This is a genomic window from Leifsonia poae (assembly GCF_050632195.1).
Lineage (GTDB): Bacteria > Actinomycetota > Actinomycetes > Actinomycetales > Microbacteriaceae > Leifsonia > Leifsonia poae_C.
Window position 1 is genome coordinate 889,473 of the sequence record NZ_CP192580.1, and the last position, 16,076, is coordinate 905,548.

The following is a 16,076-nucleotide window of genomic DNA, read 5'->3' on the forward strand; positions in this document are numbered from 1 at the left end:
TCACGGGATGAGCTGCAGCGCCGCGTACAGGTCCGCGCGGGCGGCGAACGGGGTGAGGTCGCGGCCGAGCAGGCGTTCGGCGTCGGCGACGCGGGCGCGGAGCGTGTGGCGGTGGATACCGAGTTCGCGGGCGGCCGCGTCGTAAACACCGTTGTGGTCGAGCCAGGTTCGCAGGGTCGCGAGCAGGGTCGGGTCGTCGGTGAGCGCGGAGAGGGATGCGGCCGCGACTGTACGGGCGTCGTCTGTTTGCAACAGGGCGAGCATCCCACCGCCGGCGAGGTCGTCGAACGTACTGACGGGTGCCTCGGCGGTTGCGCGGTCTCGGGATGCGGTGGCCTGGTCGAAAGCGCGCGGGAGCGCGTCGAGGGCGGCCGGCGCAGACACTCCGGCGCGCAGGTCGAACCGTGATGCAAGGTTGGTTGCGAGCTCTACGGCTGAGCCGCGAGCACCCGGTGCCGCAGCGGCCAGCACGATCAGGTCGTCGCCGTCGCGGGCGTAGAAGGTCGACGGATGCAGGTCCAGCCATTCCGCGGCCGCCTCGACGCCAGCGCCTCGCGCCAGCACCACCCGCGCGGGTCCTCCGGGCAGGTCTCCGATCACCGGCTCGGCGATCGCGGCAGCGGCCACGTGGTCTCCGGCGAGGAGCGCGCGCCAGCAGGCCGTCCTCAGTCGCGCTCGCGCCGCATCCGTCGCCCGGGTCTGTTCGAGGGCGAGACCGGCCAGTGCGACGACGCTCGTGACGACCTGCTGTGCGGCCTGATCGAGAGTGTCGCCTCCGACGGCGAGCACGCCGCGCAAGCGTCCCGCGGCGCCGATGGTCTGCAGGGCGAACTGCTCGTCGGCGAGTTGGACCGTGCTTCCCGCCCGGCGACGGGGGTGAAGCAGAGCCTCCGCCGCTGTCGAGAGGGCTGCGCGCGCGTCTGCGCCGAGGGCGTGCGCCGGATGGACCCGGTCGACGGCGCTGGTGGCACCCAGGAGGACGACGGGCCGACCGAGCTGGCGGGCGAGTTCGGCGAGAGCCGAGCCGAGCGCATCCGGTCGCAGGGCAGCAAGCGAGATGGCCCGGGATGCGCGGAGCGCCCACGTGCTGCGGGCGTACGCGTCGGCGGCGACCCGGTCGGCGATGAACCGCGCGATCGCGATGAAGGGTGTGCGGTACGGCACCTCGAAGAGCGGCAGCCCCCGACGGATGCATGCCTCGACCAGGGCATCGGGGGTTCCGTCGCGCACGACCTCGGTGCCGAATCCGAGGCCGGCTATGCCGTGCTCGACGAGGCGTGTCACGTAGGGGTCGACGTCGTCGGGCGTTCCCGTGACGAGCAGCACCTGGCCCTCGCCGAGGAAGGGGGTGGGGTCGGCGAGCTCGGAGCTGTGCGCCCAGAGGATCGGCCGGTCGAGCGCATCCCTGGCGGACGGAGTGAGCAAGCGCAGCCCGAGCTCGGGGCGGGCCAGCAGTTGGGCCAGGGTGGCGGGCACGTTTCCTCCTTGCCAATGTGTCCAACGTGTTGGACATGATTGTACAAGCTGTCGATGAGAGCCACCGCCGACGCTCCATACGATTTCCCCATGACCATCGTCGACCTTCCCGTCACCGCCCCCGTCACCGGTGGGCCCTCGCTCCCGCAGGAGCGCCGGCTCGTTACACCTATCCCCGGCCCCGAGTCGCGCAGACGGATGGAGCGCAAGGCGCAGGCAGTCGCTGCGGGCGTCGGCACGACCATTCCCGTGTTCACGGTTGCTGCGGGCGGCGGCGTGCTCGTCGACGTCGACGGCAACTCGCTCATCGACCTCGGCTCGGGCATCGCGGTGACCGGCGTCGGCAACTCGGCTCCGCGAGTGGTGGATGCGGTCGTCGCCCAGGTCGCGCAGTTCACCCACACCTGCTTCACGATCGCCCCGTACGACTCCTACGTCGACGTCGCGGAGGCGCTCAACCGCCTCACGCCGGGCGACCACGCCAAGCGCAGCGCTCTCTTCAACTCGGGGGCGGAGGCCGTCGAGAACGCGGTGAAGATCGCCCGCCATTACACGGGCAAGCAGGCTGTCGTCGCCTTCGATCACGCCTACCACGGGCGCACCAACCTCACGATGGGGCTGACCGCCAAGAACCAGCCGTACAAGAACGGCTTCGGACCCTTCGCACCCGAGATCTACCGTGCCCCACTCAGCTATCCGCTTCGGGATGGCGGGCTCAGTGGCGCCGAGGCCGCCGCCCGCGCCATCCTGCAGATTGAGAAGCAGATCGGTGCCGCCAACCTGGCCGCCATCATCATCGAGCCCATCCAGGGCGAAGGCGGCTTCATCGTGCCCGCCGACGGATTCCTGCCTGCCCTCGCCGAGTGGGCCGCCGCGAACGGAGTCGTGTTCATCGCCGACGAGGTGCAGACCGGATTCGCGCGCACCGGCACGATGTTCGCCTCCGAGCAGTTCGGCATCGTCCCCGACCTCATCGTCACGGCCAAGGGCATCGCGGGCGGCCTCCCGCTCTCCGCGGTCACCGGTCGCGCCGAGATCATGGATGCGCCGCAGGTCGGCGGCCTGGGCGGCACGTACGGCGGCAACCCGCTCGCCTGTGTGGCGGCTCTCGCGACGATCGAGACGTACGAGGCCGAGAACCTGGCCGAGCGCGCCGGCGAGATCGGCGCGATCCTCTTCGAGAAGCTCGAGATGCTGCGAGACGCGGATCCCCGCGTCGCCGAGGTGCGCGGCCGAGGCGCGATGGTCGCGATTGAACTCGTCGACCCCGCCACGGGCGATCCGGATGCAGCACTCGCGAACAAGGTCGCCGCGGCCGCACACGCGGCCGGCGTCATCCTGCTGACCTGCGGCACCTACGGGAACGTGATCCGCTTCCTGCCGCCGCTGAGCATCCCCGACCACCTGCTGATCGAGGGTCTCGACGTGGTCGCCGAGGCGGTGGCCCAGGCATGAGCGTCGTCGACACCACTCCAGCATCGACCGCGCCCGCGCTGACCGCGCGCGAGGAAGAGCTGCTCGCCAGAGTTCCCGACGGCCTGTTCATCGGCGGGCGGTGGGAGGCCGGCTCCGCCGACCCGATCGAGGTCAGCGATCCGGCGACCGGCCGCGTGATCAAGCGCATCGCCAATGCGCGGCCCGAGGACGGTATCCGGGCACTGGATGCCGCCGCCGAGGCAGCGGAGGCGTGGGCCGCGACCCCGCCCCGCACCCGCGCCGAGATCCTGCGCAGGGCGTTCGATCTGCTGCAGGAGCGTCGCGACGACTTCGCGTTGCTGATGACGCTCGAGATGGGCAAGCCGCTCGCAGAGGCCAACGGCGAGGTCACCTATGGTGGCGAATTCCTGCGCTGGTTCAGCGAGGAGGCCGTGCGCATCGGCGGTCGATTCGGCCAGAACCCCGAAGGCACGGGAACGATGGTCGTCTCGCAGCGCCCGGTCGGGCCGTGCTACCTGATCACGCCGTGGAACTTCCCGCTGGCGATGGCGACCCGCAAGATCGCACCGGCTCTGGCTGCGGGATGCACCGTCGTCGTCAAGCCGGCGGAGCTCACCCCACTCACGACCCTCCTCTTCGTGCAGTTGCTGACGGATGCGGGGGTGCCCGCCGGCGTCGTGAACGTCGTGCCGACAAGCAACGCGGGCGCGCTCTCCGAGCCGATCATCGCCGACCCGCGCTTGCGCAAGCTGAGCTTCACGGGTTCGACCCCGGTCGGACGTCGGCTGCTCGCACAGGCCGGCCAGAACGTGCTGCGGACGTCGATGGAGTTGGGCGGAAACGCGCCCTTCGTCGTCTTCGAGGACGCCGATCTGGAAAAGGCGGTCGAGGGCGCGATGCTCGCCAAGTTCCGCAACATCGGTCAGGCCTGCACGGCGGCCAACCGCTTCCTGGTGCACGAATCGATCGCCGAGGACTTCGCGGCGCGGGTCACGGCCAAGGTCAAAGCGCTGAAGCTCGGTCGCGGAACCGGCGACGGCGTCACGATCGGTCCGCTGATCGACGACCGTGCGGTGGCCTCGATGGGTGCACTGATCGGGGATGCGGTGGCCCGCGGGGCGCGCATCCTGAGCGGCGGCAACGCCCCTGATGGCGACGGCTACTTCTTCGAGCCGACCGTGCTGGTCGACGTGCAGCCGGGCAGCGACATCCTGCGCGAGGAGATCTTCGGGCCGGTGCTCGCCATCTCGACCTTCGCCACAGAGGAAGAGGCCCTCGCCCGTGCGAACGAGACCGAATTCGGCCTTGTCGGGTACGTCTTTACGAGCGATCTCGCCCGAGGTCACCGGATGATCGACCGACTCGACACAGGAATGATGGGCCTCAACACGGGTCTCGTCTCCAACGCGGCGGCGCCGTTCGGGGGCGTTAAGCAGTCGGGGCTCGGGCGCGAGGGCGGAGCCGAGGGCATCCACGAGTACCTCACGACGAAGTACACGCTGATCCCGGCGTGATCCGCTCTTCCACGGCGGCCCGCTGCGCTCCTGTGGAGAAACGGGCCTGTGGAGAAACGGCCTGTGGAGAAACGGGCCTGTGGAGTCGTGCCAAAAGTGTGGTTGTGCTGGGGGGAACCGCACTTTTGGCACGATCGCAGCCGCCGCTTGGGCCGCATAGGGTGGAGGGATGGCAGAGACGGTCGAGGTTGTGGTCGTGCGGGTGTTCGCCGACGAAGACGGCGGGCACGGCAACGAGTTGGGGATCATCCGGAGCTCGGCACTGACCGAGGGCCGCGAGCAGACGATCGCGACCGGCCTCGGGTTCAGTGAGACCGTGTTCGTGGATGCGGTAGAGCCGGTCGCGGCTGACGCTTCAGACGGTCGCGTCGGGCGCATCCGGATCTTCACGCCGGCGGTCGAGCTGCCGTTCGCCGGTCACCCGAGCGTCGGAACGGCGTGGTGGCTAGCGCACGAGGGCACTCCCGTGACCACCCTGCGTGAAGCCGCGGGTGATGTGGCCGTCGGGAACGACGAAGAAACCACCTGGATCACCGCCCGCGCCGAGTGGGCGCCCGAGTTCGAGTGGATCCCCCTCGACTCGCCCGCCGACGTCGACGCGGTCGACCCGGCCCGTTTCACCGACGGCCATCACTATGCGTACGCCTGGATCGATCAGGATGCGGGACACATCCGTTCCCGCATGTTCGCCCCGCAGATGGGCATCGTCGAGGACGAGGCCACCGGCGCCGCCGCCGTGCGCGTCACAGCGCTCTTGGGGCGCGACCTGCGCATCTCGCAGGGCGCAGGATCGGAGCTCGTCACGGCCCTGGCCGGCGACGGGCTCATCCGGGTCGGCGGTCGCACCGTGTTCGACCGCACGCTCTCGGTGGCTCTGTGAGCGTCACAATCGTGGAGCATCCGGTCGGCGAGCCGGGCGAGGGCCCGTATGGCGTCGCCGTGACACGCGATGGCGCGGTGTGGTTCACGCTCGTGCACGGCGGCCGGGTCGGTCGCCGCACCCCCGACGGCGAAGTCGCTTACCTCTCGCTCGGCGAGGGGGCGCAGCCGTCGCTGCTCGCCGCCGCGACAGAATCCACCGTCTGGGTGACGGACACCACCGGCAATCGACTTCTGCACCTCGGGCTCGAGTCGGACGGGACGGGTATCGCGGTGCTCGGCACGACCGCTGTACCCACACCCGACGCGCAACCGTTCGGGGTCGTCGCGCTCGACGACGGAACCGCCTGGTTCACCGAGCTCGGGGCCGATGCGCTCGGACGTATCGACATCCTCGGTCGGGTCGAGGAGTTTCCGGTGGGGCGCGAGGGTTCTTTCGTCTCGATGATCGCCGCATCCGGTGACAGCCTCTGGTTCACCCTCAACGCCGCAGGCGCGGTCGGACACGTACGGGGCGGGGATGCGGCAATCGCGTTCACCGAGCTGCCGCGCATCCCGTCGGGGCCGGTCGGTATCGCGGTCGCCGAGAACGGTGCGGTGTGGGTTGCCCAGATTCTGACGGATGCGCTCGCTCGAATCGCACGCGACGGAACCCTCGCCGAGTTCCCATTCGAACCCGGCTCGAAACCGCACGCGGTCGCGGCCGATCCGGTCGGCGGCGTCTGGGTGACGCTCTGGGGCACCGACCAGCTCGCGAACGTGGCAGACGACGGCACGATCACCCTGCACGATCTCCCGACCACCGAAAGCGAGCCGCACGGTGTGGCCGTCGCTTCCGACGGCACGGTCTGGGTCGCGCTGGAATCGGGTGCGCTCGCAGAGGTCGCGCGGGCCTGAAACCGGGGTCTACAGTGTCGCGCATGATCGATGACACTCCCATCGCCTACACCGCCCTCGAGAAGGGCGCCGCCGTTCTCACCGCCCACGGAACCCGGATCGGCACCGTCGAACATGTGCTGCAGGATCCGTCGCTCGACCTCTTCGATGGATTAGCGATCTCCACCGACCACGGCCTCCGGTTCGTGGATGCGGCCCAGGTCGACCGGATCACCGCTGACGTGGTCCGCACCACGCTCACCGACGAAGACGCATCGACACTGCCCGAGCCCGAGGGCGACGAGGTGTTCGACGCCGACCCGGACCAGTACGACGGGCCCGGGCTCAGCGCATGGTTCGGCCGCATGTTCAAGCGAGAGCACTGGAACCGACGGGAGGAGTGACCGTGGTCGACCCGGTCGTGCACTTCGAGGTGATCGGCAAGGATCCCGAACGCCTGCGCCGCTTCTACGGCGATCTGTTCGGCTGGGAGTACGCGCTTCCCGCGCCGGTCGCGCCCGCGATCTCAGACACTGCCGACTACGGATTCGTCACCAACGTCGCCGACGCGGGCACGGGCATCCCCGGCGGAATCGGCGGCGGTCCCGGATTCGAGAGCCACCTGATCTTCTACGTGGGTGTCGCCGACGTGGAGGATGCGCTGCAGCGGGCCGAGAGTCTCGGCGGGCACCGCATCCTGGGACCCGAGCTCAATGCTGCCGGCGGAGTCGTCGTCGGGCACTTCGCGGACCCCGAAGGGAACGTGATGGGTGTCGCAGGTGCTGCGCCGACGGAGCCGGACCAATAGACTCCCGCTCATGGTGCTGCTGCCGTTGCTCTCGTTCGCGCTGTTCGTCGGCGCGCTGATCGACATCATCCTTCGCCAGGAAGGTCAGGTGAAGCACCTGCCCAAGTTGGTCTGGATCCTGATCGTCATCCTGCTGCCGTTGATCGGGAGCATCCTCTGGTTCACCCTCGGCCGCGTCTACAACTCCACGGGAAGTGGCCGCAGTGTGCTCTCGATGCCGTTGGTGGCCACACGGATGCCCGAGCCGGCCCACACGGAAGCGCCGCGTCGCAACGGCGAACTGACCACCGAGGAGCAGCTCGCGCAGATCGACCGCGAGATCGAATACTACGAGCGGCAGGCGCATCTCGAACGACTCGAGGCGGAAGTCGAGCGCAAGCGCAAGAGCCTCGAGCCGTGACGTTTCTCTGACAACCAAAGGGCGGCGCACCGATGATCGGTGCGCCGCCCTTTCTGTCTGGCGGGCTGCCTAGCCGGCGACGCCGACGTACTCCGCGGCCTCGTCGGGGGTCTCGGTGCCCCGGGCGAGTTCGGCCCGTAGTGCCTGGCCGAGCGACGCATCCACGTTCGTCCAATACTGGATGGCGCGTTCGCGGATCTCGGGGTTCTTCACACCGCCGACCGCGCCCGTGATGGTCTGCAGGAAGCGCTCCTTCGCCGCAGCAGAGAACACGTCTCGGTAGAGCGTTCCGGCCTGACCGAAGTCGTCATCCTCGGCGTGCAGGGTTGCCGCTGATCGGATGAGCTCGCCGTCCGACTCCCACGAACCTTCGCCCGCGCGTGCGGGTCGGCGGCCGGGCCGCCCTTCGAGTTCGGGGCGTAGACCGGCGCATCCGCGGGCTTGTAGCCGTGGCGGGTCGCGCCGTCCTGCGAGTAGTTGTGCACGGGTGCGATCGGCGCGTTGACCGGGAGCTCGTTGTAGTTGGTGCCCACGCGGTAGCGCTGAGCATCCGGATACGAGAAGACACGGGCCAGAAGCATCTTGTCGGGGCTGACGTCGATGCCCGGCACGGTATTCGCGGGCGAGAACGCTGCCTGCTCGATCTGGGCGAAGAAGTTCTCCGGGTTCTTGTCGAGCGTGTGAACTCCCAGCTCGATCAGCGGGTAGTCCGAGTGCGACCAGATCTTCGTGAGGTCGAACGGGTTGAACCGGTAGGTCTTCGCGTCCTCGTACGGCATGACCTGAACGGAGACCTTCCAGGCCGGGAACTCGCCCCGCTCGATTGCCTCGTAGAGGTCGCGGCGGTAGTAGTCCGCGTCCGCACCGGCGATCGCCTCCGCCTCGACGCCGTCCATCTCCTCGTTGCCCTGCAGCGCGTGGAAATGGTATTTGACCCAGAAACGCTCGCCGGCCGCGTTGATCCACTGGTAGGTGTGCGACCCGTAACCGGGCATGTGCCGCCAGGAGCGCGGGATGCCGCGGTCGCCCATGAGGTAGGTCACCTGGTGCGCCGACTCGGGGGAGAGGGTCCAGAAGTCCCACTGCATGTCCGCATCCCGAAGCCCGGAGCCCGGGAGGCGCTTCTGCGAGTGGATGAAGTCGGGGAACTTGATGCCGTCGCGGATGAAGAACACCGGGGTGTTGTTGCCGACGATGTCGTAGTTGCCCTCGGTCGTGTAGAACTTCACCGAGAATCCGCGCACGTCGCGCCAGGTGTCGGGGGAGCCCTGCTCGCCGGCGACGGAGGAGAACCGCTGCACGGTCTCGGTGGTCGTTCCGGGCTGGAAGACCGCTGCCTTCGTGTACGCGGTGACATCCCCAGTCACCACGAAGTGTCCGAACGCGCCGCCGCCCTTTGCGTGCACGATCCGCTCAGGGATGCGCTCACGGTTGAACTGGGCGAGCTTCTCCACCAGGTAGCGGTCGTGCAGCGCGACCGCGCCGTCTGGGCCTGCGCTCAGCGAGTGCGTGTCGCTTGCCACGGGGCTTCCGGTCTGGCTGGTCGTGTAGTTCTCCGACATTGTTCTCCTTGCTAGTCACTCTGCTCGGCGTGCGACGAGACCTCGGCACGCTGTTGGCAGGACGGGCACAGCCCCCAGAAGGTGACCTCCGCGGTCGACACGGTGAATCCGGATGCGTCCGACGGCGTCAAGCACGGAGCGTGCCCCACGACGCAGTCCACATCCGCCACGGCACCGCACGACGTGCAGACGACATGGTGATGGTTGTCACCGATGCGTCGCTCGTACAGTGCGGCGGAGCCCGCAGGCTCGATCCGCCGAACCAGTCCGGCCGCGGTCAGGTCGCCCAGAACGTTGTGCACGTTCTGGATCGACGTGCCCGGCAGCTCGGCGAGCACCGCGCGGAACACCGTCTCGGCGTCCGTGTGCGGCCGCTCGCCGAGCGCGCCGAGAACGGCGACCCGACCGGCGGTGACGCGGAGGCCCGCGGCCCGAAGGCCGTCCTCGAAGTGTGCGTCGTCCATCCCTCGACCCTAGCGGGTTGTTTTGAATGACTCAAAACTGTCTGGCCTCACTGGCGAAAGCGACTCCGATTCCGATTGGTTGCGATCCGATCGAGACGGGGTCTTATCAGGCAGACCCGTCCTCGCCCTCCCGACACGAAATGCGACTCCCATGCCTGAATGCCTCACTACGCTCGCACACACCGGTTCCGACATCGTCGGGCCGGCCATTCTCGCCCTCGCGGTTCTCGTCGTCGGACTCGTCCTTACAGTGGCCCGCCGGCCTGGCGGTCGTCCTCGCTTTCTACGGCGGCACCGCAGCTCGACAGTGCTCGTCGCGGCCGCGCTCGTCGCAGTCGGTGCGCTGGCCACACTCATGCCGACCCCGTCACAAGCTGCGGAGGTCTGCGGAGCTCCCTCGGGAGCAGACCCGGTCCCCGGACCGGCGGAAGCCGATGCGATCCTCGCCACCGTACCTGTGGCGCCTGCAGATCCGGGAGAGCCGCCGGTGCAAGCAGACGCCAGCGCCGACGCGACTGCCGTCGTCGCGCTGAGCGGTACTCCTGCGGACAAAAGCGCGGGTGTTTTGAACACGGTGGGCTCGCTCATCGCCGGCGTCAGAAGCAGTACCGGGAGTCTCCCCGTTGGAACCCGATTTCACGTGCGATACACCGCCGCCGGAACGGGCCAGCTGCTCTTTCTCGGCGTCCCTGTGCCGACGCCGCCGTCGACCGTAACGATCGATTCGATCAGCCCCGACCTCCGCTGCGATCCGGCAGCCGCTCCTGGACTGGTCGCGGGCCCCGGATCGCAGGTCGTCCTCGACATGACCTGTTCCCTCACATCGGTGTTGCCCCCGGGTCACCTCGCCGAAATCAGGGCGTCCTTGCTGATCGGCGGGTGCGGTAAAAGCACCAGACCCGTCGTGGATGTCGCGCTTCCCGCTTCTCTCAGAGATCTGAACCTCGCCGACAATTCCGCTTCGGCAGATCCACTCGCCGGCACGTGCCTCGCGGTGCGTCCGCCACGCGGCGTCGATGCCACCGCGATCGCTACGAGCGAGGCCGGCGGAATCTCCCCAGCCGACTCGTTTCAGTCGCTGCCCGCGGGCTCGGCGATGCACATCGTGCTCTCTCTCAGTTCCACCCCGCCGCAGGGATTCGCGGGCACGCCCTCGAGGGTCACGATCGGATCGATCGATCCGCGGCTGAAGTGCGACGAGATCGCCGCTGGTCAGGCCTTCGGCCCAGCCGACCTCTTCGGCTTCAGCGCCACCTGCACGTTGACCACCGCGCTAGAACCTGGAACCGCCGCTTTAGTCACGTTCACGCAACAACTGGGTGAGTGCGTATCGATCGTGGGCCCCGTCGTAACCGTGGTGTTGCCGACCGGATACACAGACACAGATTTGTCCAATAACGAGGTGACCAACGCAACCAGGTCGGTTCCTTGTTCACCTGTACGCCCCGTCGCGATTCCTGACTAGACGCACAACCGGGCGCGGATCCAATCCCCGGAATCGGCCGGCGAGAGCTCGCCCGAACGGATCAGCCGCGTGAATTCGAGGGCCTGATCGGTGAGCCGCCCGTCGGCGCTCGTCGGTTTGTCGCCGCCCACGGTGATCGAGAGCCGCCGGGCCAGCCGGGTTCCCACGCGCGCGGCGACCGCGACGATTCCGGCGAAATGGCGCGCCTGTCCGTCGGTGCCGTCGTCGACATGACGGCGGAATCCGCGACCCGAGAGCCGGTTGCGGCCGCCCGTTCCCGCATCCAACACCCAGAGCGGCCCACGGCGTACCCCGCCGCGGCGTGGCCGAAGTCGACGAGAAAGCGCCGCGGAGTGGTGGCGGTCGACGCGACGCGGGTGGCGGCTTCGGCGAGTTCGGAACAGGCATCCATGCGGTCCACGTTACGTCGAGCAGGTCGACGGACTAGAAAGGACTCGATGACTATTCAGGCGTTCGAGAGGATCGTCCCGGTGGCGGCGACCCGAATCGAGATCGTGGCCGACGTTCCATTCGAGACGCTACGGCGGGCGTTCGAAGAGGAGGTGCCGCCGCTCGACGAGGAGCTGTTCCGAAGGCTCGTCGACGCGGGCGCCGAGTGGCGACAGTTCGCTCAGGCGGCGGCGGGCAACGGCATCCACAGTTTCGTCGTGTTCTGGCGCGACTACCCCGGCGACATCATGCGTGCAGGCGGATCGGATCGGCCGAGCGCGAGCTATCTGATCGGCGACTACGCCACGGCTGCACGGATGTTCCGGCACGACCCAGGCGTCATGCTCTACGCGCCGTTGCGCGTCGAACTACACGTGGATCGCGTCGGCAAGACCGTGCTCTCCGTCGACCAGCCCAGCTCGCACCTCGTGAGCTTCGGCAACAACAAGATCACCCAGACCGGCTATGAGCTCGACCGGATGCTCGGCGACCTCATCGAGGAACTCGGCCTCCCGAGACCCTCCGTTCTGCGCCGCTGACCCCGATGCAACGCACCGCGGACGCGGGCGCACATGGGGGTTGCCTGCCAATGTCGCAGAAGAGTGTGTGGAAAGGGGCCGGAGGCATAGCCTTCGACTACCGAGCCACCGTGGCTCCGATGGAGGAATCACAATGGCCGAGAAATCCGCACGCAAGACGACCGCCAAACCCGCCGCGCGCTCGCTCAAGGAGAAGCGCGCCGACAAGAAGGCGAAGAGCGACCGTCAGGACCACGCCGCCGACGTCGTCTCCAACACCAAGAAGCGGTAGCACCGCATCCGGTGACCGAATCCACCAGCACCCCTTCGACTCTCGAAAGAAAGTCGAAGGGGTGCTGTCGATTTCCCCGCGCTCGTTCGACGCCATAGTAGAGGGACGCAATCGCGACCCCTGACGAAGGAGAAGAAACCGTGAAGTACATGCTGATCATGCGCTCCAACGACGAGGCAGTGAAGACCTACGAGAACATGGACTTCGAAGAGGTCATCAACGCGATGGGCGCTTTCAACGAGGCCATGATCAAGGCGGGCGTTCTGCTCGCCGGCGAGGGTCTGTCGGACGCCAAGGAGGGCTTCGTCGTCGACTTCGCATCGGAGAAGCCGATCATCACCGATGGCCCTTACGGGGAGACGCACGAGCTCTTCAACGGCTTCTGGATCATCGGGGTCTCCAGCAAGGAGGAGGCCGCGGAGTGGGCCCAGCGGGCACCGCTCACCCCGGGCAACAAGCTCGAAGTGCGTCGTGTGACCGACGAGACCGACTTCGCCGACTACGCCGACAACGAGTACATCCAGAAGGAGGCCGGCTGGCGCGCTGAGGCGGAGAAGGCCTGACGGGTCCGTCGGCGCATCCGGAGACCGCGATGACCGACACCCGGCGAGCCGCCGAGGCTGTCTGGCGAATCGAGGGTTCGCGCATCGTGGCGACACTCGCCAAGATGACCGGAGACGTCGGTCTCGCCGAGGATCTCGCCCAGGAGGCGTTCGTCGACGCACTGGCCCAATGGCCCGAGTCGGGCGTTCCGCGCAATGCGGGCGCCTGGCTCACGGCCGTCGCCAAGCGGAAGGCGATCGACGGATGGCGGCGCCGCGAGCGACTCGACGAACGCTACCGCGCGATCGCCCGCGACCTGTCGGAGACCACCGAGGACGACTGGCAGGCGATCGACGACGACATGCTGCGCCTGGTGTTCACCGCCTGCCATCCCGTGCTGTCGCGAGAGGCTCAGGTCGCGCTGACGCTGCGGATCGTTGCCGGGCTCAGCACGGAGGAGATCGCCCGGATGCTGTTCGTTCCGGTCGCGACCGTGCAGCAGCGGATCGTCCGCGCGAAGAAGACGCTGTCGGCCGCGCGGGTGCCGTTCGAGGCACCCGATCCGAACGAGTGGGCGACACGGATGGGGGCGGTGCTGGGCGTCGTGTACCTCATCTTCACCGAGGGCTACGCTGCCACCTCCGGCGACCGGTGGCTGCGGATCGAACTGGCCAATGAGGCGCTCCGGCTCGGACGCATCCTCGCCAACCTGCTGCCAAGCGAGCCCGAGGTGCACGGACTCGTCGCGCTGATGGAATTCCAGGCGTCGAGGTTCTCGGCCCGCACCGCCCATGACGGAACGCCGATCCTGCTCGACGAACAGGATCGGTCGCGCTGGGATCGCGCGCAGATCGCCCGGGGACAGGCATCCCTCGCTCTGGCGGATGCGGTAGGACGCGGTCGTGGAAGCTACGGCCTGCAGGCGGCGATCGCCGAGTGTCACGCGACCGCGCCCACGTTCGAAGCGACCGATTGGGAGCGGATCGTGCTGCTCTACGAAGCGCTCGGTCGGTTGGCTCCGAGCCCCGTCGTCGAGCTCAACCGCGCCGTTGCCGTCTCGATGGCGACCGGGCCGGCCAACGCCCTTCGCATCGTGGACGAGCTTGCTGCAGAGGGCGCGCTCCGCGGCTCGCACCTTCTGCCGAGCGTGCGGGGCGAACTGCTCGCCCGGCTCGGTCGCACCGAGGAGGCGCGTTCGGAGCTGTTGACGGCAGCCGCGCTGGCGGCCAACGAGCGCGAGAGCGCGTTGCTGCGCGCGAAGGCAGCAGCGCTCTGAGCGGAGGCTACGCTGCCGGACCGGCCGACCGCGCATGCGGCTAGCCTGGGGCTGTGTCAGCCTCCCGTCTGCATCGCGTCGCCGTTCTCGTTCTCGAGGGTGCCAAGCCGCTCGATGTCGGCATCCCCGCGCAGGTGTTCTCGACCCGCGCGAGCATGCCATACGAAGTTCGCGTGTGCGGCGCCGCACCGGGACTGGTGACGGGCGGCGACGGCCTGTCGTATCACGTCGCCGACGGCCTCGATGCGCTCGAGTGGGCCGACATCGTCTTCATCCCGGGCTACCGGTTCCCGGATCGGGACGACGCGCCGCAACCTGTCGTCGACGCCCTCATCGCCGCCCACGACCGGGGCGCGCGGCTCGCCGCCATCTCGACAGGCGCGTTCGCGCTCGCCGCAACGGGTCTGCTCGACGGCAAACGCGCGACGACCCACTGGCACTACACGCGGGCGCTCGCCGCGAAGTACCCGCTCGTGCGCCTCGACGAGAATGTCCTATTCGTCGACGAGGGCAGCGTGCTCACCTCGGCGGGCGCCGCCTCCGGGATCGACCTGTGCCTGCACATCCTTCGCGGAGATCTCGGCGTTGCGGCATCGAACCACACGGCTCGGCGTCTGGTCGCCGCGCCTTACCGGAGTGGCGGCCAGGCGCAATACGTTCCACGCAGCGTGCCGGAACCGCTCGGCGAGCGGTTCACGGATACCCGGGAGTGGGCACTGCACCGACTCGGCGAGCCGCTCAATCTCGACGTTCTCGCCCGCCACGCGGCGGTGTCTCCACGCACGTTCTCGCGCCGCTTCGTCGAGGACACCGGATACACGCCGATGCAGTGGGTGATGCGCGCCCGGATCGACGTGGCCAGGGAACTGCTCGAGCGCTCCGAGCGGAGTATCGAACAGATCGCAGCGGACGTGGGACTCGGCACCGGCGCGAATCTGCGGCTGCACTTTCAGCGCATCCTGGGCACGACGCCGAGCGAGTACCGGCGCACCTTCGCCCTGGGTGAATAGCTCTGGCGCGATCCTTTCGAACCATGGCGCTCTCGCCGCTGTCGTCGACGGATGCGGCGAGCGAGTCTTGTGGGGAAACCGAAAGGAACCCCTTCATGACCCGCATCGCCATCAACGGATTCGGCCGCATCGGACGCAACACCCTGCGCGCGCTCCTCGAGCGTGACAGCGACCTCGAGGTCGTCGCCGTCAACGACCTCACCGAGCCGACGGCTCTCGCCCGACTCCTCGCCTTCGACACCACGGCCGGCCGCCTCGGTCGCCCGGTGACCGTCGACGGCGACACCCTCGTCGTCGACGGCCGACGGATCAAGGTCCTCGCCGAGCGCGAGCCGGCCAACCTGCCCTGGGCGGAGCTCGGCATCGACGTCGTCCTCGAGTCGACCGGGCGCTTCGCGACGGCTGCAGCGGCGCACGCACACATCGACGCCGGTGCGAAGCGCGTGCTCGTCAGTGCTCCCGCCGATGGCGCCGACGTCACACTCGCCTTCGGCGTCAACACCGACGCCTACGACCCGGCCGTCCACACGATCATCTCGAACGCCTCGTGCACGACCAATGCGCTCGCGCCCCTGGCCGCGGTGCTCGACGACCTGGCCGGCATCGAGCACGGCTTCATGACCACGGTCCACGCGTACACCCAGGAGCAGAACCTTCAGGATGGGCCGCACCGCGATCCCCGCCGCGCCCGCGCCGCCGCCGCCAACATCGTGCCGACGACCACCGGCGCCGCGAAGGCCATCGGCCTGGTGCTCCCCAACCTCGAGGGCAAGCTCTCGGGCGACTCGATCCGCGTTCCGGTGCCGGTCGGCTCCATCGTCGAGCTCAACACGACCGTCTCCCGCGACGTGACCCGCGACGACGTGCTCGCCGCATACCGCGCAGCCGCAGAAGGCCCGCTCGCGGGCATCCTGGAGTACTCGGAGGACCCGCTCGTGTCGTCCGACATCACGGGCAACCCGGCCTCCTCGATCTTCGACTCGGCACTCACCCGCGTCGAAGGCCGGCACATCAAGGTGGTCGCCTGGTACGACAACGAGTGGGGATTCTCGAACCGCGTGGTCGACACCCTGGAGCTGCTCGCCGCAAGCTGACCGGCCGACGAA

At 68.5% G+C, this 16,076-nt stretch carries 17 protein-coding genes and 1 pseudogene; 14 read left to right on the forward strand and 4 right to left on the reverse strand.

The window, feature by feature from the left end:
• Positions 1–1,476, reverse strand: a complete 1,476-nt coding sequence (locus tag ACQ86A_RS04600) for a PucR family transcriptional regulator (RefSeq protein WP_431279436.1) — start codon at positions 1,474–1,476, stop codon at positions 1–3.
• Positions 1,477–1,566: 90 nt separating this feature from the next.
• On the opposite strand from ACQ86A_RS04600, the gene gabT reads away from it, so the two are divergent.
• The 7 genes from gabT (at position 1,567) to ACQ86A_RS04635 (ending at position 7,390) form a co-directional block, all read left to right on the forward strand.
• Positions 1,567–2,931: a 4-aminobutyrate--2-oxoglutarate transaminase gene (gene gabT, locus ACQ86A_RS04605; RefSeq protein ID WP_431279437.1), complete on the forward strand. Its 1,365-nt coding sequence runs from the start codon at positions 1,567–1,569 to the stop codon at positions 2,929–2,931.
• Positions 2,928–4,427: an NAD-dependent succinate-semialdehyde dehydrogenase gene (locus ACQ86A_RS04610; RefSeq protein ID WP_431279438.1), complete on the forward strand. Its 1,500-nt coding sequence runs from the start codon at positions 2,928–2,930 to the stop codon at positions 4,425–4,427. Before gabT ends, ACQ86A_RS04610 begins: the two co-directional genes overlap by 4 nt.
• A gap of 169 nt (positions 4,428–4,596) precedes the next feature.
• Positions 4,597–5,307 (forward strand): PhzF family phenazine biosynthesis protein, encoded by a 711-nt coding sequence (locus ACQ86A_RS04615; protein WP_431279439.1) that lies wholly within the window; start codon positions 4,597–4,599, stop codon positions 5,305–5,307.
• Positions 5,304–6,203 (forward strand): virginiamycin B lyase family protein, encoded by a 900-nt coding sequence (locus ACQ86A_RS04620; RefSeq protein ID WP_431279440.1) that lies wholly within the window; start codon positions 5,304–5,306, stop codon positions 6,201–6,203. Before ACQ86A_RS04615 ends, ACQ86A_RS04620 begins: the two co-directional genes overlap by 4 nt.
• A gap of 23 nt (positions 6,204–6,226) precedes the next feature.
• On the forward strand, positions 6,227–6,586 hold the full coding sequence (locus tag ACQ86A_RS04625; RefSeq protein WP_431279441.1) for a hypothetical protein: 360 nt from the start codon (positions 6,227–6,229) through the stop codon (positions 6,584–6,586).
• Positions 6,587–6,588: 2 nt separating this feature from the next.
• Positions 6,589–6,990 (forward strand): VOC family protein, encoded by a 402-nt coding sequence (locus ACQ86A_RS04630; RefSeq protein WP_431279442.1) that lies wholly within the window; start codon positions 6,589–6,591, stop codon positions 6,988–6,990.
• Between the two features lie 10 nt (positions 6,991–7,000).
• The gene (locus ACQ86A_RS04635) at positions 7,001–7,390 is read left to right on the forward strand and encodes a PLDc N-terminal domain-containing protein (protein ID WP_431279443.1); all 390 of its coding nucleotides are present in this window, start codon (positions 7,001–7,003) and stop codon (positions 7,388–7,390) included.
• Positions 7,391–7,459: 69 nt separating this feature from the next.
• On the opposite strand, the pseudogene ACQ86A_RS04640 reads toward ACQ86A_RS04635, so the two are convergent.
• Together ACQ86A_RS04640 and ACQ86A_RS04645 are read right to left on the reverse strand one after the other, a co-directional pair.
• Positions 7,460–8,952 (reverse strand): annotated as a pseudogene (locus ACQ86A_RS04640) (catalase).
• Between the two features lie 11 nt (positions 8,953–8,963).
• Entirely contained in the window at positions 8,964–9,416 is a 453-nt protein-coding gene (locus ACQ86A_RS04645; protein WP_431279444.1) for a Fur family transcriptional regulator, read from the reverse strand.
• 151 nt (positions 9,417–9,567) lie between these two features.
• Between ACQ86A_RS04645 and ACQ86A_RS04650 the strand changes: the two genes are divergently transcribed.
• Entirely contained in the window at positions 9,568–10,881 is a 1,314-nt protein-coding gene (locus tag ACQ86A_RS04650; protein WP_431279445.1) for a hypothetical protein, read from the forward strand.
• On the opposite strand, the gene ACQ86A_RS04655 is transcribed toward ACQ86A_RS04650, so the two are convergent.
• Positions 10,878–11,168, reverse strand: a complete 291-nt coding sequence (locus tag ACQ86A_RS04655; protein WP_431279446.1) for a hypothetical protein — start codon at positions 11,166–11,168, stop codon at positions 10,878–10,880. The two genes, ACQ86A_RS04650 and ACQ86A_RS04655, sit on opposite strands and share 4 nt — an antisense overlap.
• Positions 11,169–11,339: 171 nt before the next feature.
• On the opposite strand from ACQ86A_RS04655, the gene ACQ86A_RS04660 reads away from it, so the two are divergent.
• From ACQ86A_RS04660 to gap, 6 genes are all read left to right on the forward strand, one after another.
• Positions 11,340–11,870 carry a hypothetical protein gene (locus ACQ86A_RS04660; RefSeq protein WP_431279447.1) on the forward strand — a complete coding sequence of 177 codons (531 nt, stop codon included), beginning with the start codon at positions 11,340–11,342 and terminating at the stop codon, positions 11,868–11,870.
• Between the two features lie 133 nt (positions 11,871–12,003).
• Complete coding sequence (locus ACQ86A_RS04665; RefSeq protein WP_431279448.1) at positions 12,004–12,141, forward strand: hypothetical protein; 138 nt, start codon at positions 12,004–12,006, stop codon at positions 12,139–12,141.
• A gap of 140 nt (positions 12,142–12,281) precedes the next feature.
• A complete protein-coding gene (locus ACQ86A_RS04670) occupies positions 12,282–12,704 on the forward strand; it encodes a YciI family protein (RefSeq protein ID WP_431279449.1) in 423 nt (140 codons plus the stop codon).
• A 29-nt stretch (positions 12,705–12,733) separates the two neighbouring features.
• Positions 12,734–13,960 (forward strand): RNA polymerase sigma factor, encoded by a 1,227-nt coding sequence (locus tag ACQ86A_RS04675; protein WP_431279450.1) that lies wholly within the window; start codon positions 12,734–12,736, stop codon positions 13,958–13,960.
• 53 nt (positions 13,961–14,013) lie between these two features.
• Complete coding sequence (locus ACQ86A_RS04680; RefSeq protein ID WP_431279451.1) at positions 14,014–14,970, forward strand: GlxA family transcriptional regulator; 957 nt, start codon at positions 14,014–14,016, stop codon at positions 14,968–14,970.
• Between the two features lie 95 nt (positions 14,971–15,065).
• Complete coding sequence (gene gap / locus ACQ86A_RS04685; protein ID WP_431279452.1) at positions 15,066–16,064, forward strand: type I glyceraldehyde-3-phosphate dehydrogenase; 999 nt, start codon at positions 15,066–15,068, stop codon at positions 16,062–16,064.
• The last annotated feature ends 12 nt before the right edge of the window (positions 16,065–16,076 follow it).